The organism is Sphingomonas sp. DC5200-1 (genome assembly GCF_049897245.1).
Taxonomy (GTDB): Bacteria; Pseudomonadota; Alphaproteobacteria; order Sphingomonadales; family Sphingomonadaceae; genus Sphingomonas; species Sphingomonas aquatilis.
On record NZ_JAFCVW010000001.1, the window covers coordinates 267,294 to 293,360 of the forward strand.

The 26,067-nt window shown below is 68.1% G+C and carries 19 protein-coding genes and 1 tRNA gene; 9 read left to right on the forward strand and 11 right to left on the reverse strand.

Translation table 11 applies throughout. The annotated features are described in order from the left end of the window. From dacB to ACP7A3_RS01300, 7 genes are all read right to left on the reverse strand, one after another. Entirely contained in the window at positions 1 to 1,431 is a 1,431-nt protein-coding gene (dacB, locus tag ACP7A3_RS01270) for a D-alanyl-D-alanine carboxypeptidase/D-alanyl-D-alanine endopeptidase (protein WP_426254683.1), read from the reverse strand. Further along, positions 1,428 to 2,312: a LysR family transcriptional regulator gene (locus tag ACP7A3_RS01275; protein ID WP_017978797.1), complete on the reverse strand. Its 885-nt coding sequence runs from the start codon at positions 2,310 to 2,312 to the stop codon at positions 1,428 to 1,430. The genes dacB and ACP7A3_RS01275 overlap by 4 nt, the downstream gene beginning before the upstream one ends. Before the next feature lie 25 nt (positions 2,313 to 2,337). Then, positions 2,338 to 3,588, reverse strand: a complete 1,251-nt coding sequence (locus tag ACP7A3_RS01280; RefSeq protein ID WP_426254684.1) for a dicarboxylate/amino acid:cation symporter — start codon at positions 3,586 to 3,588, stop codon at positions 2,338 to 2,340. Beyond that, complete coding sequence (gene dgcA, locus ACP7A3_RS01285) at positions 3,579 to 4,577, reverse strand: N-acetyl-D-Glu racemase DgcA (protein ID WP_426254685.1); 999 nt, start codon at positions 4,575 to 4,577, stop codon at positions 3,579 to 3,581. The genes ACP7A3_RS01280 and dgcA overlap by 10 nt, the downstream gene beginning before the upstream one ends. Further along, positions 4,535 to 5,581 (reverse strand): N-acetyltransferase DgcN, encoded by a 1,047-nt coding sequence (gene dgcN, locus ACP7A3_RS01290; protein ID WP_426254686.1) that lies wholly within the window; start codon positions 5,579 to 5,581, stop codon positions 4,535 to 4,537. The genes dgcA and dgcN overlap by 43 nt, the downstream gene beginning before the upstream one ends. Before the next feature lie 71 nt (positions 5,582 to 5,652). Then, a complete protein-coding gene (locus ACP7A3_RS01295; RefSeq protein ID WP_426254687.1) occupies positions 5,653 to 7,239 on the reverse strand; it encodes an N-acyl-D-amino-acid deacylase family protein in 1,587 nt (528 codons plus the stop codon). Then, positions 7,236 to 9,572 (reverse strand): penicillin acylase family protein, encoded by a 2,337-nt coding sequence (locus ACP7A3_RS01300; RefSeq protein ID WP_426254688.1) that lies wholly within the window; start codon positions 9,570 to 9,572, stop codon positions 7,236 to 7,238. The genes ACP7A3_RS01295 and ACP7A3_RS01300 overlap by 4 nt, the downstream gene beginning before the upstream one ends. A gap of 275 nt (positions 9,573 to 9,847) precedes the next feature. Here ACP7A3_RS01300 and ACP7A3_RS01305 point away from each other — a divergent pair, with 275 nt between their 5' ends. The 3 genes from ACP7A3_RS01305 (at position 9,848) to ACP7A3_RS01315 (ending at position 16,387) form a co-directional block, all read left to right on the forward strand. Further along, positions 9,848 to 12,805: a TonB-dependent receptor plug domain-containing protein gene (locus ACP7A3_RS01305; RefSeq protein WP_426257126.1), complete on the forward strand. Its 2,958-nt coding sequence runs from the start codon at positions 9,848 to 9,850 to the stop codon at positions 12,803 to 12,805. A gap of 106 nt (positions 12,806 to 12,911) precedes the next feature. Beyond that, a complete protein-coding gene (locus ACP7A3_RS01310; protein ID WP_426254690.1) occupies positions 12,912 to 15,191 on the forward strand; it encodes a penicillin acylase family protein in 2,280 nt (759 codons plus the stop codon). Further along, complete coding sequence (locus ACP7A3_RS01315) at positions 15,188 to 16,387, forward strand: serine hydrolase domain-containing protein (protein ID WP_426254691.1); 1,200 nt, start codon at positions 15,188 to 15,190, stop codon at positions 16,385 to 16,387. Before ACP7A3_RS01310 ends, ACP7A3_RS01315 begins: the two co-directional genes overlap by 4 nt. A gap of 88 nt (positions 16,388 to 16,475) precedes the next feature. Here ACP7A3_RS01315 and ACP7A3_RS01320 read toward each other — a convergent pair. Continuing rightward, positions 16,476 to 16,552 (reverse strand) — tRNA-Pro (locus ACP7A3_RS01320). A 216-nt stretch (positions 16,553 to 16,768) separates the two neighbouring features. Here ACP7A3_RS01320 and yajC point away from each other — a divergent pair. Genes yajC through ACP7A3_RS01340 form a run of 4 tightly spaced genes read left to right on the forward strand, consistent with a single transcriptional unit; the run spans position 16,769 to position 20,075 of the window. Further along, entirely contained in the window at positions 16,769 to 17,107 is a 339-nt protein-coding gene (gene yajC / locus ACP7A3_RS01325; RefSeq protein ID WP_017978788.1) for a preprotein translocase subunit YajC, read from the forward strand. Continuing rightward, positions 17,107 to 18,705: a protein translocase subunit SecD gene (secD, locus tag ACP7A3_RS01330; protein ID WP_426254692.1), complete on the forward strand. Its 1,599-nt coding sequence runs from the start codon at positions 17,107 to 17,109 to the stop codon at positions 18,703 to 18,705. Before yajC ends, secD begins: the two co-directional genes overlap by 1 nt. A 16-nt stretch (positions 18,706 to 18,721) precedes the next feature. Next, entirely contained in the window at positions 18,722 to 19,696 is a 975-nt protein-coding gene (gene secF / locus ACP7A3_RS01335) for a protein translocase subunit SecF (RefSeq protein ID WP_018250758.1), read from the forward strand. A gap of 10 nt (positions 19,697 to 19,706) precedes the next feature. Further along, positions 19,707 to 20,075 (forward strand): Mth938-like domain-containing protein, encoded by a 369-nt coding sequence (locus ACP7A3_RS01340; protein WP_426254693.1) that lies wholly within the window; start codon positions 19,707 to 19,709, stop codon positions 20,073 to 20,075. On the opposite strand, the gene ACP7A3_RS01345 is transcribed toward ACP7A3_RS01340, so the two are convergent. Beyond that, on the reverse strand, positions 20,057 to 21,250 hold the full coding sequence (locus tag ACP7A3_RS01345; protein WP_426254694.1) for a glycosyltransferase: 1,194 nt from the start codon (positions 21,248 to 21,250) through the stop codon (positions 20,057 to 20,059). The genes ACP7A3_RS01340 and ACP7A3_RS01345 overlap by 19 nt on opposite strands. Positions 21,251 to 21,309: 59 nt before the next feature. Continuing rightward, the gene (locus tag ACP7A3_RS01350; protein ID WP_426254695.1) at positions 21,310 to 22,134 is read right to left on the reverse strand and encodes a phosphoheptose isomerase; all 825 of its coding nucleotides are present in this window, start codon (positions 22,132 to 22,134) and stop codon (positions 21,310 to 21,312) included. 89 nt (positions 22,135 to 22,223) lie between these two features. Here ACP7A3_RS01350 and ACP7A3_RS01355 point away from each other — a divergent pair, with 89 nt between their 5' ends. Beyond that, a complete protein-coding gene (locus tag ACP7A3_RS01355; RefSeq protein ID WP_017978782.1) occupies positions 22,224 to 23,192 on the forward strand; it encodes an outer membrane protein assembly factor BamD in 969 nt (322 codons plus the stop codon). 79 nt (positions 23,193 to 23,271) lie between these two features. Continuing rightward, the gene (gene recN, locus ACP7A3_RS01360; RefSeq protein ID WP_426254696.1) at positions 23,272 to 24,930 is read left to right on the forward strand and encodes a DNA repair protein RecN; all 1,659 of its coding nucleotides are present in this window, start codon (positions 23,272 to 23,274) and stop codon (positions 24,928 to 24,930) included. Between the two features lie 29 nt (positions 24,931 to 24,959). Here recN and ACP7A3_RS01365 read toward each other — a convergent pair whose 3' ends face one another. Beyond that, positions 24,960 to 25,934, reverse strand: coding sequence for an SDR family oxidoreductase (locus ACP7A3_RS01365; RefSeq protein ID WP_426254697.1), 975 nt, complete (start codon positions 25,932 to 25,934; stop codon positions 24,960 to 24,962). Between the last annotated feature and the right edge of the window lie 133 nt (positions 25,935 to 26,067).

Consider the following 26,067-nt stretch of genomic DNA (forward strand, 5'->3'; position numbering starts at 1 on the left):
TCAATTCGCTGCGGCAACCGCTACCAAGGCGGCATCGATCGCCGCGGTCGCGTTCGCGTCCCCCGCCATGTCGTTGGCATAGGCCGAGAAGATCAGCGTCCGTCCGCTCGCTGCCGTGAGATAGCCGGACAAGGCATTGGCTGCGTTGAGCGTCCCGGTCTTGGCAGACAATCGTCCCGCGAGCGGCGTGCCGACGAAGCGACGCGTCAGCGTACCGTCGGTCGCCGCGATTGGCAGCGTCGCCCGCCACGCGCCGCCCCACGGCTGGGTCATCGCCCAGCGGAGCAAGGCCACTGTCGCCCGCGGCGTGACGCGGTTATAGTTCGACATGCCCGCCCCGTCCGCGAAGTCGAACGCCGGCGTCGCCACGCCCGCGCGAGCCAGCGTTGCGGCGACAACGGTATGACCGTCCGCGACCAACCCGCTGGGAGTCAGCCTTCGCAGCAGCAATTCGCCATGAAGGTTCTGACTCATCTTGTTGGTGCGCAGGATATCCTCGGCCAACGGCGGCGGGGTCAGCCCAGCCACCACCGGCAAAGTGGGCGTGCCGACATCTCCCGGTATTGCGGCGGAAGCGGGTGGGCGGTGCCGCACGGTAATCCGCCCCGTCACCGTCACGCCTGCCGCGCGCAACAGTTGCGCGAAGCGCCACGCGGCGTGATGCGCGGGATCGTCGATCCCGAGAGGGACGACGATCGGTGCATGGCCGGTGGGAACGCTGCCCGAGACGTGCAGGCGATCGCTCCCCGGCATGCGTTCGACCGCCAGCGTGCGCACGCTGCCAGCCGGACCGGTCGTGGCGGTGTTGTCGATCTGGAAATAGCCGTCGCCCGTTACCGTGAGCGGCGATCCCGGCGTCGTCGGCATGACCGTCAGCGGCACGGCATTGTCGTCCAGCGTCAATGCCGACACGCCGGTGCCATAGACGCTGTCCATGTTGTTCCAGCTCATGCCCTGCGGCCAGCGCTCGTCCGGGAAGGCGGTATCGTCACCGACGACATCGCCAACGATCCGGGTGCGCTGAGCCACCGCGGACGCCAGCGTCGACAGGCAATCGACCCGGCAATCCGGCGCGGAGGACAGCCGCGCATCGCCATGCCCCGCCAGGATCACCGTCGGCCGTTCCGTGCCCTCCAGCCGCACCGTCGCGCCGCCGCGCGTATCTGGCGCAGCCACGTCGAGCGTCGCAAAGGCGGCGGCGGTGGTGAACAGCTTTGTGTTCGAGGCGGGGATGAACCGCTCGTCGGGCCGGATCGCGACGATCTCCCGCCCATCGGCATCGACCACGAGCAAACCGATGCGCGTGCCGGGCGGCGCCTTCGCCAGTGCCTCCGCCACCGCAGGCGGGGGCGTGGTTGGCGCCGGCGGAGGGAATGCCGGGGCCGCCTGTCCCGCCAGCATCAGGGGTAGCAGCAGGGCCGTACCGATCATCGACGTTCGATTTCCTCGCTCAACAGGGTCAGGAACTCGGCAGCCAGCGCCGATGGCGGCCGATCGAGCAGGTGGATCGCGTGGACATCGAACGTCACCGACGGGCGCAGCGGACGCATCGACAGGCCCTGGCTGATCGACGCCGCTGCGGTGAAATTATCGACGATCGCCACGCCCACGCCCGCCTGCACCAGAGCGGCGGCGATATAGAAGGTTCGCGCAACGGCGACCTCGTTCAGTGCGAGACCCAGGCGGTCGATCTCATCGCCGAACAGCTTGCCGATCGGGCCACTGCCCTTCATCGAAATGATCGGCTGATCGACCAGTTGCGACAGCTCAATCCGGGGCGGCGCATCGGGCATGGTCTGTTCGCGATACAGCACCACGAGTTCCCCCTCGCCCAGCCAGCTACGCGACAAGGCGACTCCGCGCGGCGGTTCGCTGGCGATGGCGATGTCGCTCTCCCGCTCATACAATTTGCGCAGCAGATCGTCGTGGTGGACGGTCTGCAAATCGAAACTGACGTCGGGGTGGCGCGTCAGAAACCGCGCGACCGCATCGGGCAGGACACTGAGCGCGAGGCTGGGCAGCGCGGAAATGCGCAACGTCGTGCCTGCGCCGACGCGGAGATTGCGGCCCGCCTCGCGCAGCGCGCGGACGCGTTCCTGGATGTCGGCAACATCGGCGAACAGAGCGTGCGCGTCCTCGGTCGGCAGCAACCGGCCGTTGGAGCGTTGAAATAGCTCGAACCCCAACAGGCTTTCGGCATGCCGCAGCGTCTTCGACACCGACGGTTGCGACACGTTGAGCGCGCGCGCCGCGGCCGAGACGGAGCCGTTGACGTAGACGGCGTGGAAGATCTCGATGTGGCGCAGGTTCATGGGCAGCAGCGTAGCGAAGCCGAGGCTATTCGGCCACCGGCCCGCGGAACCGTGAGGCGTCCAACGCCCCTTCGCCGCGCGCGACCAGGGTCGCCACCGTCAGATTGGCGGAGGCGGAGGGGACGGTGCGCGTCATGTCGAGCAGGCGGTCGAACGGCAGCACCAGTCCGATCACCAGCGCCGTCTGCTCCGTACCAACCCCTACCGCCGACAGCATCGCCGCCAGCATGAACAGCGAGGCGGACGGCACGGGTGCAGTCCCGAACGCGGCCAGCGCGCCGGTCAGCAGCATCGTGACGAGCATCGTCGCGTCGGGAACGATGCCCAGCGCCTGCAACGCGAACTGGCCCAGCAGCCCGACATACATGGCCGTCCCGTCCTTGCCGATCGACGCGCCGAGCGGCAGGACCGTGGAAGCGACTGCACGCGAGACGCCCAGATTGTCCTGCGCCACCCGCAGCGCGACGGGCAGCGTCGCCGATGACGATGCGGTCGAGAAGGCGACGACCAGCGCGTCGACGATCCCCTTGAAGAACCGCGTCACCGGCAGGCGCGCGACGAAGCGGATCAGCCCGGCGTGTACCACCAGCATCTGGACGAGCGAGGCGAGCACCACGGCCAGCGCCAGCCAGCCAACATGGACGAACACCCCCGCGCCATTGGTCGCGACCGCCTGAGCGATCAGCGCCAAGACGCCGAACGGGGTCGCTTCCATCACCAATCGGACGATCTGCAACAGCACCGCCGACAAGCCCTGCAGCAGCGCCACGACCGGCTTGCCCGCCTCACCCGCCAGGATGGTCCCCGTGCCCAGCAGCACCGCGACGAAGATGATCGCCAGCATGTCGCCGCGGACCAGCGCCTCGACGATGTTGAGCGGCACGATCGACAGCAGCTGATCGGCCGGCGTCACCGCGGCGCCCAGCGCATGCGGCACGACGCCGCCCAGCGACATGGCCGCACCGGGGCGCAGGATCAGCCCTGCGGCCATCCCGATCGATACCGAAACCAGCGTGGTGGCCGCAAACAGACCTACGGTACGCAGGCCGATCGATCCCAGCCGCCGCGGGTCACCCAGCGTGGCGATCCCCGCCGCTATGGTGACCAACACCACCGGCACCACCAGCATTTTGATCAGCCGCACGAACAGATCGCCGACCAACTTGATCGCACCCGCCGCCTCGGGCCACAGCAGCCCGAGCGCGACGCCCAGGATCAACCCGCCGACCACCCGCTGCCACAGCGGAATGGCGAACCAGCCCCGGATCAGGCGCAAGCTTGCGTGCCCCAGAAGCCAGGCGCCGGTGCGGACAAGATGCCGTCGTGATCGCACGCGCCGCCGTCGCGATCCCGCGCCAGCCACAGCGGGCCGTCGAGATCGACGAAGTCCGCGCCATTCGCAACCAGCATCGCCGGCGCGATCCCCAGCGACGAACACACCATACAGCCCACCATTACCCCGAACCCCCGCTCCCGCGCCTCACCGGCCAGCGCAAGGGCTTCGGTCAAGCCGCCCGTCTTGTCGAGCTTGACGTTCACATGGCTGTAACGGCCGACCAGCCGGTCGAGATCGTCGCGGGTGTGCAACGCTTCGTCCGCGCAGATCGGGATGGCGCCGGCCAAGGCCGCCAGCCCCTCGTCGTCAATGGCCGGAACGGGCTGTTCAAGCAGATCGACCCGCTGCGCGCGCAGCAGCGGCAGATAGGCGGCGATGTCCTCCACTCGCCAGCTTTCGTTGGGATCGACGATCAGCCGGGGCGCGGGCGCAGCGGCACGGACCGCCGCGATCTGAGCTGCGGCCTCCTCGCGGTTCACCTTGATCTTCAGCAGCGGCACGTGCGCCACCGTCGTGGCGATGGCGGCCATGGCCTCGGGCGTGTCGATGCCGATCGTGATCGCGGATGGCAGCGCCGAGACGGGCGGCATGCTCGCCAGCGCTGCGACGTCGGTACGGCCGATCCGCGCCTCCAGGTCCCATAGAGCGCAGTCGACCGCGTTGCGTGCGGCGCCCGGCGGCATCGCCTGGGCGAGATCCTGCCGTGATCCGCCGGCTTCGATCAGCGCGCGGACACCGTCGATCGCGGCGATCGCGCCATCGATCGTTTCGCCATAGCGGGGATAGGGAACGCCCTCTCCCCATCCGCGTACGTCACCCTGTGCGATCGTGACCGTCACCACATCGGCCGCCGTCTTCACGCCGCGGGCGATGCGAAACGGTGCCCTCAGTGGGAAGCGGTCATGGCGAACGGTGAGGGTGCGGCGCATGATGTCTCCAGCAGCAGGTCGATGATCGCCTCCGACCCAAAGCGATAGGGGTCGGTGCAGGGCAGGCCCAGCGCATCTTCTGCCTCGCGGCACATCCGGCGGGCGGTCAGCTCGTCGAGCTTCGCCGTGTTGAGCGCCACGCCGACGCCGCGGACGTTGGGGCTGGTCAGCCGGGCAACGCGCAGGTTTGCCTCCAGGCATTCGGCAAGGCCCGGCATCGGGCAATGCGGCAGGCCGCGCATGTGCGGGCGCAACGGATCATGGCACAGCACCAGCGCCGCCGGCTGCGCGCCGTGCAGCAGCCCGGTCGACACGCCGGCGAAGGCCGGGTGGAACAGCGATCCCTGCCCTTCGATCAGGTCCCAGCCATCGTCCTCGCGTGCCGGGGCGAGCGTTTCGATCGCCCCCGCGATGAAATCAGCGACGACGGCGTCGAGCGGCACGCCATCGCCCGCGATCAGGATGCCGGTCTGGCCGGTCGCGCGGAAATCGGCAGTGACGCCGCGCGCCCGCAGGGCGTCGCGCAGGCCGAGCGTCGCGTACATCTTCCCGACCGAGCAATCCGTGCCGACGGTGAGCAAACGGTTGCCCGCACGACGACGACCATTGCCAACGGGAAGGCTCGCCGGCGCGTCGCGCACGTCGAACAATTGGACCCCCGCCGCTTTCGCTGCCTCGACCAGTTCCGGCACGTCGCGCAGCCGCTCGTGCAGGCCGCAGGCGACGTTGAGCCCGGCACGGATCGCGGCCAGCGCGTCGCCGATCATCCAGCCGGGAAAGCGTCCGCCGGGATTGGCGATGCCGAGTACCAGCGTACGCGCGCCCGCGGCACGGGCGGTGTCCGCATTCATCTGGGGTAGGCCGAGCGTGAAGGGGCAATCGCCGTGCCGCCATTCGCCGACGCAATCCGCTCCGCGAAAGGCGGCGAGCCCGCGGGAGGTTTTGAGGCCGATCTCGTCATCGGAATGGCCGAGATAGAGCAGATAGGGAGCGGGAATGGTCATGATGCCAGCATGATAGAGGGGGGATCGCCGATGGTGCCAATCGTGCTCGCGGCGCTGCCTATAACGTTCGGCTATTGGTCGCAGCCAGCGGGGCGCGGGCGGAGCAGCGCCCGCCCGGCAGCGGCGCCGGTCGCCGTGCCATCGGTCAGCGCGCGTCGGCCGTTGACGAACAATGCGACGACGCCGACGCTCGTTTCGCGGGGATGCAGATAGTCGGCCCGCGGCGCATAGCCTTTGGGGTCGAGCAACACGACGTCCGCAAAATAGCCCGGCCGCAGATAGCCGCGTTGCGGGATACGGTACATGTCCGCGGTCGCGCCGGTGGAGCGGCGGATGAACTGCCGCAGCGTGATGACCTTCCGGTCGACGACATAGGTGCGATACAGCCGGGGGAAGGTCGCATATTGCCGCGGGTGCCCGTCCGATCCATCCGACGACGTCACGACCCAGGGCTGCTTCATGATCAGGTCGACGTCACGGTCGACCATGTTGAAGCTGGCGACGTCCGACCCCGCCGGGCCGTCGCCTGCCGCATTGGGCGTGCGCAGGATGCGGATCGCCGCGTCGATCGGGGAGAGGTGCCACGTCGTCGCCATCTCGGCGAGCGTCTTACCGGTCCACGGCTGGCCCTGTGCGGTGAGCAGCAGCGCCCCCGGCCCACCCCGCCGACTCAGATTGTCCGCCATCGCCGATTTCAGCCGCGCCATCGTCGCCGGATCGTCGAAGCGCGCGAGCAGCCGCGTATAGCCACCGTCCATCGCCCAGCCCGGCACCAGCGCGGCATCGACGCTCGATCCCGAGGCGAGCCACGGATATTGGTCGGCCGTCACGGCCTGCCCCGCGCGGCGTGCCGCCTCGATCGTGGCGATCAGCGCGGGGGCCTGCCCCTGCACGGGCACACCCAGCGCCTTCAGATGCGCGAAATGCACCGGCGTGCCGGCGCTCTTCCCGATCGCGATCGCCTCGCGCGTCGAGGCGAGCAGGCCGATCGAGTAATTGGATTCGTCGCGCTGGTGCGTGTCGTACATCCCGCCGCGTTTGCCCGATTCGCTGGCGACGGCCGCCACCTCGTCGGTCTTGGCGAAGCTTTGCGGCGGATAGAACAGGCCCGTGGACAGACCATAGGCCCCTTCGCACATCCCCTTGGCGGCGAGGCGCCGTTCCTCCGCCAATTCGGCCAGAGTGGGTGCGCGGGCGTCCTGCCCCAGCACATGCGTGCGGATCGCGCCGAAGCCGACGAAGGGCGCGATATTAGTGCCGATCCCGCTCGCCTCCAGCGCGTGTGCATCCTTGGCGACCTCAAACGTGCCATAGCCGTCGACGCCGATGACGACCGTGGAGACGCCCTGCGTCAGCCACGGCAGGTTGAGGCGCGCCTTGGGATCGGGCGAACGGATGTAGCTGTCGGGATGGGTGTGGGCATCGATCAGCCCCGGCGCGACGATCATCCCCCGCGCATCGATCACCTCCCCCGCGGCGGTGCCGCGCGGTCCCCCGACATAGACGATGCGGTCGCCGGTCAGCTCGACATCGCCCACGAAGGGCGCGCCTTCGGCCCCCGTATAGATCGTGCCGCCGTGGATCACGACATCGACGCGCGGATTGCTCGCCGAGGTGGCAATGCACCAGACGAGAGCGGTCAGGGCGAGGCGCTTCATCGCGGGCTCCTTTCGGGTCGAAGGTGGGTGGTGGTGGCCGCAACCGCGTCGACCGCCGCCCGGCTGAAGGGCATGGGCAGCATCCGCCCCGCGATCCACGGGACGGCCTGATCGTCGCGATGGACGGACCGCGGATCGTTGGACTGGCCGGGCAGATTGAGCATGACCGATCGATCCCAATCGCCGACATCGATCACCTGCAGGTAGCTCGCGCCGCCACCGACCCGCCAGTCCGGCCCGTTGCCCAGCCAGCGCGCCATCACGGTAAAGCCGTCGCCACCGGACCCACCGACCTCGATCGGCGGGAAGGCCGCGGCAATGGCGGGGATACGGGCGAGCGGGTGCGCGATCCGCACGCGGTGGAGCGTATCCCACCGCCACGCGGCGGCGTTGTCGCCGAGCAGCGTCGTCGCTTTCGCCCAGCCATCGGCGAGCGCAGCGTCGATCAGCTCGGGCCGCGTGGCGGCGACGCGGATCAGCTCGGGCGGCTCGATCGCGGAGATCAGGGCGCGGGCGCGCTCAGGCACCAGTGCGGCGATCATCTTCGCATTGAGATCGCGCAGCACGATCTCGTATAGGGCCGCCGCGCCACTCGCGCCGTCGATCCGGCCGTCCCAGCGTGCCAGCATGGCCGTGGCGGCAGCAGCCCCGACGGATGGCCCGCTTGGCAGCAGCGCCTGAAAGCGCCGGGCGGGCAGCGACAGCGTGTCATGCTGGAGCGCAACACTGTCGGCAAGGCTGTGGCGCGTCTGGGCCGATAGCACCTCGGAAATCCGGTCGTAGCGCGCGGGGCTGCGAAACGAAAAGGCCGGGCTGTGGTCTATGGGCCAGCCGGCCGGCAGATTGTTCTGGTTGGCGGAGGCGAACCAGCCGGCCGGTGGATCGATGACGCCGGGCAAGGCACGGAAATCGCGCATCCCGGTCCAGTCGTAGCGGCCATCGCCCGGCACCGGCAGCAGGCCATGCCCGCGCTTGCGCTGTGGCCAGAAGCCGATCGCCTGCCAGCCATGATGGCCGCGCACGTCGGCATAATGGAAATTGGTCGGCGACGGGTGCAGCTTGAACGCCTCGCGCAAGCCGTCCCAATCCTGCGCGAGGTTGATCGCCACCATGGCGAACGCGCCCGATCCGCCGGGCTGCATTTCGACCGAGGCGAGCGCGGTGGCGCGCGACCGGGCCGGATCGTGGGCGATGACTGGCCCCTGTACGGCATAGCGCAGCCGCACGGTGCGGGGCGCGGCGTCCTTGACGGGGATCGCGACATCGACCGCCGTAAACCGCTTCCACCCGCCGTCGTGGCGGTAGCGTTCGGGGTCGGCCGGATCGAGTTCCAGGACGAACAGATCCTCCTGATCGATGTGGAAGTTGGTGCGGCCGAAGGCGAAGCGATCGGTATGGCCCTGCATGATGCCCGCGAGGCCCGGCGCGCCGCCGCCGATCACGTCCAGCCCCGGCGCGGTCAGATGCGCGACATGGCGCGGGCCGAACCCGCCGATGCCGAGGTGCGGATCGTTGGCAAGGATCGGGCGCCCGGTCGCCGTCCGGCTGCCCGCGATCGTCCAGGCATTGGAGCCGGCATTGGCGGCGTTGAGCAGCTCGTCCGGGTCCTGCGTGTGCGTTTCGCGGCCGAACGGCAGCGGACCCAGGCGCAGCACGCCCAGATCGGCCTCGCTGACCTGCGCGGGATCGAGGCCGTCGGGCACCTCGAGCGGGATCGACGGGCGCAGCGGCGCCACCAACCCATCGAGGTCGAGCAACCCTAACGCCGCCAGCTGCGCGCGGCGGATTTCGTCGTCGACATTCCCGATGCCGCCGCCCCGCGCCAGCACGAGGTCGCGCACGTCCCAGCGCAGCGGCATGACGCCCAGAATACGGTATTCGAGCGGCAGCAACGACCGGTCGCGCTCCACCTCCGCGATGCGCGCGTTGATACCGGCGATATAGCCGCGCACGCAGTCGAGCACCTCGCGCGGAATGCGCGCCAGCTCTGCGTCGAGATCGCCGCGATAGTGGAACAGTCGCGCGGCCGCGTCATGGGCGGCGAAGTCCCCGCCGAACACCTCGGCCATCTGCCCCATCTCGCGGCGATGCGCGAAGTCGATCTGGAACAGGCGGTCGCGCGCGACCACATAGCCCTGCCCGAAAAAGGCATCGGCCTTGGTCGCGGCGCGGATATGGGGAACGCCCCACAGATCGTCGACGATGGTGATCGGCTGCGACAGCCCCGGCACCGTCGCATAAGCGGGAGCGGCGGACAGCCGTGCCGCCACCCGCCAGGGTGCAAGCGCGCCGAATGCCGTGGCGCCGAGCAGGAAGGTGCGGCGAGAGACCATGGTTTCCCCTTGTTCGGCCGACCCACGATACGGCCGCGCAAGATCGGCGGCGCAACGGTCGGCGGGGCGGTTCGCGACGGAGCATAGGCCGGTGTCGGGGCCGCGCAATGCCACCATAATCGCAGGCTATGGCCCACCCAACGATCGGTGTCGGTCGACCCTTGACCTAGGTTGCATCCCGCCTGCACCATCACCGTCGCCCGGATCAGCGACAAGACCATGACCGGCCGCAGGGTGATCACGCTCAAAACGATCGTGAAGAAGGGGGATTGCAGATGACGGACGGATCATGGCGCAGGGTGATGGCGACCGGGACCGCATTGACGGCCTTGTCGATAGCGCTCGCCGCTCCCGCCTTCGCGCAGACGACGCCGGCCGCGCCGGCCGACGCCAGTTCGCCCACGCCGGAGACCAACCCCGGCGACATCGCGCCGGACGATATCATGGTCACCGGCACGCGCATCGTGCGCGACGGCTTCAAGTCGCCGACGCCGCTGACCGTGGCGACGCAGGAGGATATCCTCAACACGTCACCGACCAACAATATCGCCGACTTCGTCAACCAGCTGCCGGCGCTGGTCGGGTCCACCCGCCCCTCGAACTCGCGCCTCGCAATCAGCTCCGGTCTTGCCGGCATCAACGCGCTCAACCTGCGCGGCCTGGGTGAAATCCGTACGCTGGTACTGCTCGACGGGCGCCGCACGGTGGGATCGAGCGTCACCGGACTGGTCGACGTCAACACCTTCCCGCAGGCGCTGGTGAAGAGCGTCGAGATCGTCACCGGCGGTGCGTCGGCGGCCTATGGCTCCGACGCGGTCGCGGGCGTAGTCAACTTCGTGCTCGACAAGACGTACAAGGGCATCAAGATCCAGGCGGACAGCGGCGTCACCGAACGCGGCGACGGCGCTAATTATTCGTTCAGTGCCGCGGCGGGCCTCGCCTTCGGCAGCGACGATCGCGGGCATCTGCTGCTCAGCGGCGAATGGGCGCACCGCGACGGCATCTTCCGCGTCGATCGTGAGTGGAACGCGCGCGGCGTCGTGCGGATCACCAACCCCAATTACACCAACACCAACGGGCAGGCGCAATTCCTGATCCGCCAGCCGGTGGGTGTCGCCAACACCACGCCCGGCGGTATTATCCTCAATTCGATCGGCGGCGTCGCCAACCGGCTGCGCGGCATCTATTTCGGCCAGGGCGCCGCGGCGAGCCAGTTCCAATATGGCGCGCTCACCTTCCCTGCGGTCGGTGGCGCGACCGCGCCCTCGCTGACGCAGGGTGGTGACTGGCAGGTCAACGATCAGGGCCGCAACATCGGCCTCGACGCCGATGACGATCGCCGCGGCGCCTTCGGGCGGCTGAGCTATGAAGTCGCCACCGGCGTGACGCTCTTCGCCGAAGCCTCGTACAATTGGCAGAAGACGCTGTTCAACGCGGGGCCGCAATCGACGACCTCGATCACGCTGTCATCGGCCAACCCGTATCTGCAGAGCGCGCTCGCCAATGCGGTGTCCGCCGGCCTCATCACCGCAGCGGAGCGCGCGGCCGTAACATCGGTAACGGTCGGCAGCACCGCGGTCGACCTGCCCTATCGCAAGAACAACAGCAGCCGCGACGTGCAGCGCTATGCGATCGGTGCGGAGGGTGAGTTCCAGGCCTTCGGACACAAGGCGTTCTGGAACATTTACGGCCAATATGGCGAAACGAACGCGCACGAGCAGCTGCGCGACATCATGAACACGGCCAATATGGCCAATGCCACCGATGCGGTCGCGGCGCCGGCCGGCAACGCGTTGGGCGTGGCGGCCGGCACGGTCGTGTGCCGCTCGTCGCTGACCGCGCCGACCAACGGCTGCGTGCCGCTGAACCGGCTGGGCATCGGCGTCGCCAATCCGGCCGCTTTCGCCTATGTGCTGGGCGACCCCTATCGCGACCAGAAGCTCAAGCAGACGGTAGCGGGCGTCAACCTGTCGCTGACGCCGTTTGCGACCTGGGCGGGCGACGTCAGCGTCGCAGTGGGTGGCGAGTACCGGCGCGAATCGGTTTCGGGTTCGGTGCCGACGCAATTCCAGACCGGCTGGTCGGTGGGCAACTTCCTGCCCACCTTCGGCAGCTATAACGTCAAGGAAGCCTATCTCGAAACCGTCGTACCGCTGGGTCTCGGCTTCGAGTTCAACGGCGCGGTGCGCGGGACCGATTATTCGACCTCGGGCTATGTGACGACGTGGAAGCTCGGCGCGACGTGGCAGCCGATCCCCGACATCCGCTTCCGCGCCACCCGCTCGCGCGACATCCGCGCGCCCAACCTCAGCGAATTGTACGCGTCGGGCACGTCGCGCACCAACACGCTGACCGATCCGGCGACGGGGCGCACCACCGTAACCTTCCGCGAGACGACCACCGGAAACCCGAACCTGCGCCCCGAAAAGGCGGATTCCGTCTCGGTCGGCGTGGTGTTCCAGCCCACCTTCCTGCCGGGCTTCTCGGCGTCGGTCGACGGGTTCGACATCAAGCTGAAGGACGCGATCGGCCAGTTCTTCGCGCAGGACATCATCAACCGCTGCTTTGAGGGGCGGACCGAATTCTGCGCCGCCTATGGCCCCGATCCCACGGGCGACCGCGAGCTGTTCTTCCGCGCCAGCCCCTTCAACTTCGCCCGCCAATGGGTGCGCGGCATCGACTTCGACGCAAGCTACCGCCTGCCGCTCGCCAACATCATCCAGCGCGCGCCGGGTACGGTCACGCTGCATGGCCTTGCGACGCGTTACATCCACAACATCACCGACAGCGGCGTGCCGAACGTAATACCGGTCGACACCGTCGGCCAGCTGAGCGGCATCAGCCCGCCCAAGTGGATCTATCGCTTCAATGCCAGCTATGAGACCGACAGCTTCTCGGTGACCGGCACCGCGCGTGGTGTCAGCAGCGGCACCTATGGCAATGCCTATATCGTCTGCGACGGCAATTGCCCGACGGGTCGCCCAGCCGCCACCGTCTCGCAATTCCCGACGATCGACAACAATTCGATCTCCGGCGTCACCTATTTCGACCTCAATCTGACGACCAAGATCGAAACGCACAGCGGCGGACGCGCGGAGCTGTTCCTCAACGTTACCAACCTGTTCGACCGCGATCCTATCCTGCTGCCTGAAACCGGGCTGGCGGCGAACAGCACCTATTCGGATCTGCTCGGCCGCGCCTTCCGGGTTGGCATCCGCTTCCAGACGCGCTGAGCCGGGCGGCGACGATGACCCATCGTCGCGCAGCCCGCCCGACCCCTTGCGTCGCCATCGCCCCGCCCGGCGGTGCGGTCGCGGGGCCGAGACCAGCGTCGCCGGAATGAGCAGTTCGGCAACACGCGGGCCGGTGACGATCGCCGACGACATATGGGGCGTGCCCCATATCCGGGCAGGCTCGATCCCCGACGCCTATTTCGGCCAGGGCTATGTCGTCGCGCGGGATCGACTGTTCCAGATCGACCTGCAACTGCGCCGCGACCTTGGGCGGCTGGCGGAGAGCTTCGGGCCGCGGTTCGTGCCCTATGACCACGCCGCGCGCCTACTGCTGTTTTGCGGCGATGTCGCGGCAGAGCTCGACGCCTTGCCGCCGGACGTGGTGGCGTGCGCGTGCGCCTATGTCGACGGAATCAACGCCCGGATCGCGGAACTGGAGGCGGATCCCGCACTGCTCCCGCCCGAATATGGCGCGCTGAAGATGACGCCGCTCCGCTGGGATATCGCCGATCTGGTGCGCATCCGCAGCGGCGACATGGGCCGGCCCGATGACGAGGTGCGCCGCGCCCGGCTTGCGACGCGCGGGCTGCTCGACCTCGACCGCCTGATGACGCCCCTCGCCTGGGATTGGCAGCCCGTGGTGCCCGACGGGCTCGACGTGGCGGCGGTATCCGACGCCGACCTCGGCGTTCTCGCGCTGACCGATGGGCCGTTGCCATGGGACGCGGCGGTGCAGGCACGCTACGATCCGGTCCACGATCGGCTGGACCGCGACGCGCATGGCAGCAATGCTTGGACGATTGCTGCGGACCGCTCCGCAACCGGTCGCCCGATCCTGGCCAACGATCCCCATCTCGGCATCGGCGGCTTTTCGCCGCGCCACATCGTGCACCTGACCGCGCCGGGCTTCGACGTGATCGGCGCCGGCAGCCCGGGCATGCCCGGCATCATGCAGGGCCACACCGATCATTATGCGTTCGGGCGCACCAACTCGCACATCGACCAGGAAGACCTGTTCGTCCTCGACCTGCACCCGGACGATCTCGAAACCTATCGCCATGACGGCGTCTACAAGCGGTTCGAGACGCAGACCGAAACGATCCGGGTCAAGGACGCGGCCGACGCGACCATCACGATCCGCCAGTGCGTGTACGGCCCGGTTCTGTCGCACGACCCGTCGCGCCGACGCGCAACGGCGATGGCGTCGGTGTCGCTGCAACCGGGCGCGAACATGACCTTTGCGATCATCGCGCTGAACCTCGCCTGCGACTGGGACGCGCTGGCGCAGGCCGCCCGCCTGCATGTCGCGCCGACGAATTTGCACTATGCCGATCGCGACGGAAACACCGGCTGGCGGATGCTGGGCCATGTGCCGATCCGTAGCGCTCATCACGCCGGGCTGATGCCGGTTCCGGGCGACGGACGGTACGACTGGCAAGGCATCGTCCCAACGGAGGACATGCCGACGATGTTGAACCCGCCTGACGGCTGGTTCGCATCGGCCAACCAGCTCAATCTACCCGCCGATTGGAGCCCCGACAAACGGGTGAGCAGCTTCATCTGGAACGCGCCCTATCGCCACGATCGGATCGTTGAGGTGCTCGGACAGCAGGACAGGCATAGCCTCGCCGACAGCGTCGCGCTGCAACACGACGATCTGTCGCTTCCGGCCCGTGCGCTCGTGGCGGTGTTGCCCGACCGCCTGGACGGGACTGCGGCCAGCGCCGCCGCACTGCTCCGCGACTGGGACTGCCGTCTAGGGGTCGACAGCGCGGCGGCTGCCCTGTTCGAAATGGTATGGGTCGCGCTCGGCGAGGTCTTTCTTACCGCGATCGTGCCGGACGCAGCGCGGGACCTTATTACCTCTGTCGATCCCCGGCCGATGCTGGCGATGCTGTCCCATCCCGATGCCCGCTTCGGCCCCGAGCCCGAAGCCGCGCGCGATACGCTGCTGGCGACGGCGCTTGCCGCGGGATGGGATGCCGCCATCGCCGCCTTTGGGCCCGATCCCAATGGCTGGCGCTGGGGAGACGCGCACCGCGTCGTGCTGCGCCATCCGCTGTCCGCGCTGCCCGAGGTCGCCGCCGTCAGCCCCGCGATCGAGGGCGGCCGATCGGGCGGCGATGCCTTCACGGTGATGGCCCGCGGCTATGTCGCGGCGCGCGATTACACCGTAAGCCATGGGGCCAATTTCATGATCGTCTGTGACGTCGGCGACTGGGACGAATCGCTCGTCTGCGCGCTGCCGGGCCAGTCGATCGACCCGCGCTCGCCGCATTATTCCGATAGCTATGCCGCCTGGGTCGCGGGCGAACCGCGCCGCCTCGCCTTCAGCCGGCACGCCGTCGATGCGACCATACGGCAGATCACGGAGCTTCGACCATGAGAGGCCTCATCAGGGCAGCGGCGCTCCTGTCCGCGTTGAGCGCCGTTACGATAGCCCCCGTCCCCACCTCCGCCATCGCCGCAGAGCACGCGCCCTATTTCGACGCCGCCTTTGCGGAGGTGCAATCCTGGGTCGGCAAGGCGTTCCCCGGCGCGGTGGTGGCGGTCGGTGTGCATGGACGGCTGGTCGCGTTGAAGGCCTTCGGGCGTATATCCTCGGCTTCGAACGCGCCGCCGATGCCGCGCGACGCGATCTTCGACCTCGCGTCGCTCACCAAGGTCGTCGGCACCACGACTGCCGCGGAAATCCTCTACGACCGCGGCCTGCTCGATCTCGACCGCCCCGTCGTCGCGTATCTGCCATCCTTTGCCGGCACGCCGGGTCATGAGCGGATCACCGTACGCCACCTGCTCAGCCACAGTTCGGGCCTCTTCACCACCGACCTGTTGTGGCAACACAGCCGCAACCGGCAGGAACTGCTCGCGCTGATCGACCGGATGCCGATGGCCTGGGCGCCGGGCACGCACTACCAGTATCGCGACGAGAATATGATCCTGATGGGCGAGATCATCGAGCGTCTCTCCGGTCAGCCGCTCGACCGCTTCCTGCACGATGCGGTGTTCGCACCGCTGGGCATGACAGACACGGGCTTCAACCCGCCAGCCAGCCGAATCAATCGGATACCGCCCACCGAGCAGGACGACCTATTCCGCCATCGGCTGGTGCGGGGCGAGGTGCATGACGAAAATGCCTTCGTCCTGGGCGGGGTCGCCGGTCACGCGGGGCTGTTTTCCACCGCGCGAGACATTTCGCGCCTCGCACAGCTCTATCTCGACCATGGCCGTCACAACGGTCGCCCATTCCTGAAGCCCGGCAGCCTCGCCGCCTTCACCACCCGGACGGCCTTTCCGCCGGGGAGCTTCCGGGCGCTGGGATGGGACATGCCGGATCCGACCGGCAGCTTCGCCGGCCCCCTCGCCTCGCCCGACGCGCTGATCCACACCGGTTTTACGGGCACGTCGATCTACATCGACCGGTCACGCGACGCATTCATCATCCTGCTGACCAATCGCGTAAATCCCACCCGGACCAACAAGCAGATTGCCGAGGCCCGGATCGCGATCCACACCGCCATCCTATCCGCCATCGATGCTTCGGCGCAGCGGTCAGCCGGCGGCCAGACGCGTTCACGCTGACCGTTCGCAATGGTGCGTAAATAGCGTGATTCGCGACGCGAAACGCCCCAGTGTGCCGCCTTCAACGTGTTCGATTTGCAAGATAAAATGGTCGGGGCGACAGGATTCGAACCTGCGACCCCCACACCCCCAGTGTGATGCGCTACCAGGCTGCGCTACGCCCCGACCGAGGGACCGTGCGGCATTCGCTGCCGATCCCAGAGCGCGGGCCTTTAGGCGGCGCGGACCGGCGATGCAAGCGCTGATCGCCGCTCGGCCGATACAATGCGGTCACGTGTGCCGTTGCAGCGGCGCAACATTGCGCAAGCCGCCGTGCGATGCTAGCGCGCGGCGCTTCCAGTGCGGGGGATTTCCTCCGCCGATCAGCCATGCACGGATCAGATGTTCATCTCCCCAGCCTATGCCCAGACCGCGGGTGGCGCCGCTGAATCCGGCGGCCTTGCCTCGCTGATCAGCTTCGCACCGCTGCTTCTCATCTTCGTCGTCTTCTACTTCCTGATGATTCGCCCGCAGCAGAGCCGAATGAAGGCGTTGCAGGCCGCGATCGCGGGCGTGAAGAAGAACGATCAGGTCGTCACCGCCGGCGGGATCGTCGGCCGCGTCACCAAGGTGGAAGACGCCTTCGTCGAGGTCGAGATCGCCGCGAACACGCGCATTCGCGTGGTGAAGGCGACGCTGGCCGAAGTGACGAGCCCCAATTCGAAGCCGGCGAACGACTGATGCTGGACTTTCCGCGCTGGAAGGTAGCGACGATCTGGACGGTGCTCGCGCTGCTGTGCGCGCTCGCCATCCCGACGTTCCTGCCCGAATCGATGACCGCGAACTGGCCGTTCCATCCGCGCGTCAACAAGGGGCTGGACCTCGCCGGTGGCAGCTATCTGATGCTGGAAGCCGATACGCAGGATCTCGCCAACACGCGGATCGAGGCGATGCGCGACCAGATCCAGGGGACGATGCGCAACGGCACGCCCCGGATCGACATCGGCGATATTTCGACGCGCAACAACCAGATCAGCTTCATGCTGCGCAACCCGGCGCAGGTCGATGCGGCGCGCGAGCGCCTGCTCGGCATCACCGGCGGCGGCGCCGGCATGACCGGCCAGCGCGAATGGGACATCCAGGTCGTCGACGGCAGCCGCTTCGTGCTGACCCCGACGCAGGCGGGCCTCAACCAGGCGATCAAGACCGCGATGGAGGATGCGACCGACGTCGTGCGTCGTCGTATCGACGCGCTCGGCACGCGTGAACCGACGATCGTGCGCCAGGGCGACAACCGCATCCTGGTGCAGGTGCCAGGCCTGCAGAACCCGCAGCAGCTGAAAGACCTGCTCGGCAAGACCGCGCGCCTCGAATTCAAGCTGGTCGACACCACCGCCAATCCGGCCGATGTCGCCAAGGGCATCGCCCCGATCGGCAGCCAGATCCTGCCCTATCCCGGCAGCCGCGACGGCACGCCGGTCAGCGTCGTGAAGCGCACCGCGGTCATCACCGGCGACATGGTCGCCGACGCGCGCCAGGGCTTCGACCAGCAGACCAACGCCCCCAACGTGCAGATCACCTTCAACGGCGTCGGCGGCAATCGCTTCGCCCGCGTCACGCAGGCGAACGTCGGCAAGCCGTTCGCGGTGGTGGTCGACAATCAGGTCGTCTCGGTCGCGAACATCAACGAACCGATCCTCGGCGGATCGGCGGTCATCAATGGTGGCTTCACCGTCGAAAGCGCCAACCAGCTCGCCATCGCGCTGCGTTCAGGCAAGCTGTCGATCAACCTGAAGGTGATCGAGGAATCGACCGTCGGGCCGGAACTCGGTGCCGATTCGATCCGCGCCGGCATCCTCGCCTGCTCGGTCGCGGTCGCGCTGGTCATGGCGTTCATGTTCCTGACCTACGGCCGCTTCGGTGCCTATGCGAACCTCGCCGTCGTCATCAACGTGTTCGTCATCCTCGGCGTCCTCGCACTGATCAGCGGCACGCTGACGCTGCCCGGCATCGCGGGCTTCGTGCTCACCATCGGCACCGCGGTCGATGCGAACGTGCTGATCAACGAGCGTATCCGCGAGGAACGGCGTCGCGGGCGCAGCGTCGTGCAGGCGGTGGAGCTGGGCTACAAGGAAGCCAGCCGCACCATCTTCGAAGCGAACATGACCCACTTCATCTCGGGCGCGATCATGTTCGTGCTGGGGTCTGGTCCGGTCCGCGGCTTCGCGGTCGTTCTGCTCATCGGTATCGTCACCTCGGTCTTCACCGCCGTCACCTTCACGCGCATGCTCGTCGCGCTGTGGATCCGGCGCGAGAAGCCCAAGACGATCAACATTTGAGGCGAAAGGACACCTCATGCGCCTCCTGAAAATCGTACCAGACAACACCAACATCGACTTCGTCCGCCTGCGCGGCTGGGCATTCGGGCTGACGCTCGCGCTCAGCCTGCTCGCGGTCGGGCTGACGGTGGTGAAGGGCCTGAACTTCGGCGTCGACTTCGTCGGCGGCCTGATGATCGAAGAGAAGTTTCCGACCCAGCCCGACCAGAACAAGGTCCGCCAGGTCATCGACGGCCTGGGCGTCGGCGAAGCCGCGCTCCAGCAGTTCGGCGACCCCAAGACGCTGACCATCCGCCTGCCCGTGCAGGAAGGCGCCGACGAAGGCGCGACCAACGCCGTCGTCAAGAAGGTGGAAGGCGCATTGGGCCAGGCGTTCCCGGGCGCGACCTTCAGCCGCTACTCGACTGTGTCGAGCAAGGTGTCGGGCGAGCTGATCCGCAACGGCGTGCTCGCGGTCGTCCTCGCGATCCTCGGCATCGGCCTGTTCGCGATCGTGCGCTTCGAATGGCAGTTCGGCGTGTCGACGATCGTCGCGATCGTCCACGATCTGCTGATGACGGTCGGCTTCTTCGCGCTGTCGCGCTTCGAATTCGACCTCAACATCATCGCCGCGGTGCTGACGATCATCGGCTATTCGATCAACGACAAGATCGTAATCGACGACCGTATCCGGGAAAACATGCGCCGCTATCGCAAGATGGAGATGCGCGAGATCATCAACTTGTCGGTCAACGAAACGCTGCCGCGCACCGTCATGACCTCGGTCACGATCCTGCTCGCGCTGATCGCGATGCTGCTGCTCGGCGGCCATGTGCTGCGCGGCTTCACCGCCGCGATGATCCTTGGCATCGTCGTCGGCACCTATTCGTCGATCTACGTGTCGTCGTCGCTGCTCATCACGCTCGGCCTGCGCGCCGATCCGAATGCCGGCGAACGCACGGCAAAGGGCGGCATCAGCAATGCGGAGCGGGTCGGCCCGCGCGAGGGCTGACGCGGTGCGAATGGACCGTGAGGCCGCCGCCGGCGGCCCGATCGTGCGCGGCTTCGTCGGCTCGGGGTTCCGGGTCGACGACGAGCGGGTGTTCCGCGCGCTGTTGATGACGGTGGAGACGGCGTCCGAATGGACGCCGCCCGCGCTCGACCGGCTCGACACGGCAGCGTTGCAGCCGCTGATCGACGCGGCGCCGGAGTTCATCCTGATCGGCACGGGCGCCGGGCTGACCCGCCCGCCGGTCGCGCTGGTCCGCGCGCTGGAAGACGCGGGCATCGGCGTCGAGGCAATGGACAGCCGCGCGGCGGCGCGCGCCTGGGGCGTGCTGCGCGGCGAAGGCCGCGTGATCGGCGCGGCGCTCTACCCGCTGGACGCCTGATCCCTCTCGCGCCGGTCGACGACGAGCGCCGACAGGTGATCGACCAGCGCCGCGCTATTGGCTTGCCAGGTAAAGCGCTTCACCGTCGCAGAGACTGCGTCGGGCGCAGGCGGAGCGGCGATCAGTTCCCGTATGGCGGCGGCAAAGGCCTCCGGAGTGCGGGCGACGATCCGTCCGGCGTCCGGTGATGTCACTACCTCCGCCGCACCCCCGATCGGCGGAATGACGACAGGGGTGCCGCAGGCGAGCGCCTCGATCCACGCATTGGCCAGCCCTTCCGAACGCGAGGCCAGCGCCATGACGTCGGCCGCGGCGATCACCGTCGGCAGCGCCCGATGCGGCACGCCGCCCGCGATGCGGACGCGATCGGCAATCCCTAATGACGCGGCAAGCGCGGTCAGGCTTGCCCGCTCGGCCCCCTCGCCCACGATCATCAGCGTGACGCCGGGCAGCGCCGCCACCGCCCGCAGCACGATGTCATGGCCTTTGCGGGGGATCAGCGCGCCCAAGGACAGGACAAGCGGCCCGGTGACGCCCAGCGCGGCCTTGGCAGCGATTCGATCGACCGGATGGAAGGCCTCCGCGTCGATGCCCGTGTGATGCACGTGGATGCGGTCTACCGGCATGCCGAGCGCGATCATGTCGTCCCGCATCGCGCCGCTCACCGTGAGCAGGCCGTCCGCCCCGCGGCCGGCCTCCCGCACCTGCGCGGCCGTGGGGCCCGACCGCCCCCAAAGATGGATATCCGCGCCGCGCGCCTTGATCGAGACGGGAACGCCATAGCGCCGCCCGAGCATCACCGCGGCCGGCCCATCGGGGAAAAAGAAGGAGGTATCGATTACATCGAACGGAAAGTCGTGCCGTATCGCGTCCAGGACAGGCACCAGCGCGCGCGTGAGCATACGGGCATGCCATCGACCGGCAGTGCCCGGCATCGCGATAAAGCGCGGCCGGTACACATCGACGCCGCGCCAGGTCTCCCGCGCCGGCAGTGCCAGCCTCTCGCTTTGCCGCAAGCGCGACACCGGCCAGGGCGCGACACCCACCGGCGCGACGACCCGCACCGCGACGCCGTCCGAAGCCGCCAGTCCCTGCGTCTGCCGTTCGACGAACACGCCGAAATTCGGCCGGTTCGCATCCGGATACAGGGACGACAGGGTCAGGACGCGCAGCATCGCGGCTTGGCCTAACGGCGCCGGGTTAAGGCTTCCCCTACTCGGCGCCCACCCGCGAATCAGAGGCGCTGCGTGCCCGGATAGGCGAACAGCAGATCGGCATCGGCGCTGCTCGCGATCGTCTCGCTACCGGTGACGGTGACGCATTCGCCCGCCTTGAACGCGACACCGGCGACCTCGCCCGATCCGCGGATCGGCACCAGCCAGCCGGTCTGACCGTCCTGCAGCGTGACCTGGTGTTCGCCACCCGTCCAGCGCTCCAGCACGAACTTCGGCCCCTCGACCAGAATGTCGCGCCCCTCGCCCGCCGCACCCGGCGAGACGATAGGCTGGTACGGGGTCAGGTGCGAAACCGCGACGCCGTCGTCGAGGTGCAGTTCCCGGTCGCTGCCGTAGTCGTACAGGCGATAGGTCGTCTCGCTGTTCTGCTGCACCTCGATCAGCGTCAGGCCACCGCCGATCGCGTGGATCGTGCCGCTGGGAGCGTAGTAGAAGTCGCCGGCCTTCACCGGCACCCAGTCGAGATCGTCCTCGATGCTGCCGTCTTGTGCATCGGTGCGCAGTTGGTCGGCGGTGATCGGCTGCTTGGGGCCCAGGGCGATCGTCGAATCGGGGCGAGCCGCCAGGATCGTCCAGCATTCGTCCTTGCCGCGCGGCAGGCCGCGGGCGTGCGCCTGCTCGTCGTCCGGGTGGACCTGCACCGACAATTTGTGGTCGGTGAACAGATATTTGATCAGCAGGTCGGGCGTGCTGTCGCCCGGCTCCTGAAACCAGATTTCGCCGATCGGCTCGCCGTCCTTGGGCGCGTCCTCAAAGCCGAACCCCAGGTCATGCCGGCCCCACGGCTTTTCGACGCGGTGGGTGTGGAGCAACGTAGCAGGCATGAGGGTCCTTTCGAGTCCGTAACAGGCGCGCCAACGTGCGACGGAGGGGATTGTTCGCTGGCACGCGCTTACGCTAAGAGCCTTAGCCGATGCGTATCCCACAGTCCAAGGCGCTTGCCGCCGCGATGATCGCCGTCCTCGCGCTTCCGGTCGCCGGTTGCGCCCGTAACAAGGCGAAGTCCGACCTGCCCTATGTCGCGCGCGACGTGGGCACGCTCTATTCGACCGCGAAGACGCGGCTGGATCAGGGCCGCTACAAGGAGGCGGCGCTGCTGTTCGACGAGGTCGAGCGCCAGCACCCCTATTCGATCTGGGCCCGCCGCGCGCAGCTGATGAGCGCGTTCAGCTATTATCTCGACCGCGATTACACCGCGAGCATCCAGTCGGCGCAGCGCTTCCTGTCGGTCCACCCCGGCAACCGCGATGCCCCTTATGCCTATTATCTGATCGCGCTGAGCTATTACGAACAGATTCGCGACGTCACGCGCGACCAGAAGATTACGCTCCAGGCGCTGAGCGCGCTGGGTGAACTGACCCGCCGCTATCCCAACACCCGTTACGCCTCTGACGCCCGCCTGAAGATCGACCTCGTCAACGATCACCTCGCCGGCAAGGAGATGGAGATCGGGCGGTTCTACGAAACCCGCGGTCAGTGGCTGGGCGCCGCGCTGCGCTTCCGCACCGTGATCGACAAATATCAGACCACGACGCACACGCCCGAAGCGCTGATGCGCCTCGTCGAATGCTATCTGGAACTGGGCCTGCGCGGCGAAGCCGAGAAGGCTGCGGCGGTGCTCGGTGCCAACTATCCCGGCAGCGACTGGTACGCGCATGCGTACAAGCTGATGCAGGAGCATCCCTTCACGCCGACTGCGCCGATACCCGCCGGCCAGCCGATCATCCCGCCCAACACGCCGGGCACCAAGAAGCTCGCCGAACCTGGCGAGCTGGAGGCCGCCAAGCCCAAGGCGGAAGCCCCCACGCCGCCGACGCCGGTCGCCCCCAGCGGCGGCACGGCCGGTGCGCCGGTGCCGACCACCGAGACGCCGACCAACTGATCGGCGCCCCGGCCGTCATCGCGGCGATGAGAACATTTAAGGATCAACATCGCCGCGCGGGCGCGCTATAGCGCCTGCGATGCTGACCGCGCTGTCCATTCGCGATGTGGTGCTGATCGAGGCGCTTGACCTCGAATTCGGGGCAGGGCTCGACGTGCTGACCGGGGAAACCGGTGCGGGCAAGTCGATCCTGCTCGATGCCCTCGGGCTGGCGCTGGGGGGGCGTGGCGAATCGGGGCTGGTGCGCCACGGCGCGGCACAGGCGATCGTCACCGCGACCTTCGATCCGCCCGTCGGCGCGCTCGGCGCCCTATTGGAAGAGAATGGCGTCGAGGTGGAGCCGGGCGAACCGTTGCTCGTCCGACGCATCGTCAAGGCCGATGGCGGCAGCCGCGCGCTCGTCAACAACCAGCCGGCAGGCGTCGCGCTGCTGCGCGAGATGGCGCCGATGCTGGTCGAAATCCACGGCCAGCACGACGATCGCGGCCTGCTCAATCCCCGCGGGCATCGCGCGCTGCTCGATGCGTTCGGGCGCGTCGATCCGGGCGATACCGCACGCGCTTGGGCAAGTTTGCGAGACGCGCAGGCAAAGCTCGCCACGGCGCAGGCCGAGATCGAGACGGCCGCACGCGATCGCGAATGGCTGGAACATGCGGTGGGCGAACTCAGCGCGCTGGCCGCCGAACCGGGCGAAGAGGAAGCGCTCGCCGACAAGCGGCGTGGCATGCAGCGCGCCGAAAAGATCGCGGACGAATTGGCCGCGATCGACGACTATCTGGAAGGATCGAACGGCGGGCTAGCGCAGCTGCGCCAGGCGGCGCGGGTGCTGGGCCGCATCGCCGAGGATCATCCCGCGCTCGGCGAAGCGCTGGCGGCGATCGATCGCGCGGTGATCGAGGCGGCGGCTGCCGAGGAACAGCTGGTCGAGGCGCGCCGTGCCCTCGCCTTCGACCCACGGGCGCTGGAAGAGGATGAGGCCCGCCTGTTCGAGCTGCGCGGCATGGCGCGCAAGCATCGCGTCCAGCCCGACGATCTCGCCGCGCTGACCGAGGATTTGCGCGGCCGCCTCGAGCGGCTGGAAGCCGGCGAGGATGGGATCGCGCTGCTGGAAACGACCGTCGCCGCGGCTCGTGCCGACTACGACGCCGCCGCCGACATCCTGTCGCAACGCCGCCATGCCGCGGCGGAGCGGCTCGACGCGGCGGTCGCGGGCGAACTTGCGCCGTTGAAGCTTGACGCCGCACGCTTCCGCACGACCGTTGTGTCGGTCGGTCCCGACGGTTGGTCAGCGCACGGCAAGGACCGCGTCGAGTTTGAAATCGCGACCAACCCCGGCGCGCCCTTCGCCCCGCTCGCCAAGATCGCCAGCGGGGGCGAGCTTTCGCGCTTCATCCTGGCGCTGAAGGTTGCGCTGGCGGAGGAAGGCGGCGCGGCGACGATGATCTTCGACGAGATCGATCGCGGCGTCGGCGGTGCGGTGGCGAGCGCGATCGGCGAACGTCTCGCGCGGCTCGCCGAACACACGCAGCTGCTGGTGGTGACGCACTCGCCCCAAGTCGCGGCGCGCGGTGCCGAGCATCTGCTGATCGCCAAGAGCCACGACGGCACCGTCACCCGCACCGGCGTTCGGGTGCTCGACGAGGCCGAACGACGCGAAGAGATCGCGCGGATGCTGTCCGGCGCGACCGTCACCGACGAAGCGCGCGCACAGGCCGATCGCCTGTTGGAGACGGCCTGACCCTCCCCTCCCTCATCGGAGGGGAAACGTCAGATCGCGCCGGTGCCGCCGTTCGCGCCAAAGGCGCTGCCGGTGGTGAAGCTGTTCCCCGCCTCGGCCAGCGCAACGTACAGCCCTGCTAGTTCCGCTGGCTGACCCGCGCGGCCCAAGGGCGTATCCTGCCCAAACTCGCCCATTTTGCCCGGCAGCTGGCCGCCCGCCACCTGCAGCGGCGTCCACACCGGTCCCGGCGCGACCATGTTCACGCGGATGCCCTTCGGCCCCAGCTGTTTCGCCAGTCCCTTGGTGAAGACGAGGATCGCCGCCTTCGTCGTGGCATAATCGAGCAGCTCTTCGCCCGGGTTGACCGAATTGACCGACCCGGTGTTGATGATCGCCGCACCCCGCGGCATCAGCGGGATCGCCGCCTTGCACAGGTGAAACATCGCATAGACGTTGGTCTTCATCGTCCGATCGAACTGTTCGGTGCTGATCTCCGCGATCGACGCCTTCGACTGCTGGTACGCCGCATTGTTGACCAGGATATCGAGGCCACCCAGCTCTCGGTTGGCACGCGCGATCAGGTCGCGGCAGAATTTCTCGTCCGTGAGGTCGCCGGGGATCAGCACCACCTTGCACCCTTCGGCCCGCAGCAGCTTGGCGACGTCCTGCGCATCGGGCTCCTCGGTCGGATAGTAATTGATCGCGACATCGGCGCCCTCGCGCGCAAAGGCGATCACCGCGGCACGGCCGATGCCGGAATCGCCGCCCGTCACCAGCGCCTTGCGCCCAGCGAGCCGCCCCGACCCACGATAGCTGCGCTCGCCGCTGTCGGGCACCGGCTTCATGTCGCGTTGCAGCGCCGGCCATTTCTGGCGCTGTTCGGGAAACGGCTGGCTGGTGTAGCGCGTCTGCGGGTCGCTGAGCGCCGGCGCGCCTTGCGCGAAGGCCGGGGCCGCAGCGGCGGCGACGCCCGCGACGGCAGCGCCCTTGAACAGATCGCGGCGATTGGTCTGATCGGTCATGATGCGGCTTTCGATGGCGGATGGATGAAGACGCAATCGCCGGGGGCCGCGGTTGGTTCATCCGCGGCGGAAATTCATGCGGCGGATCAAGCATCTACCGCCGTCGATCCGGGCTATTCCACTCCCCGCTTGC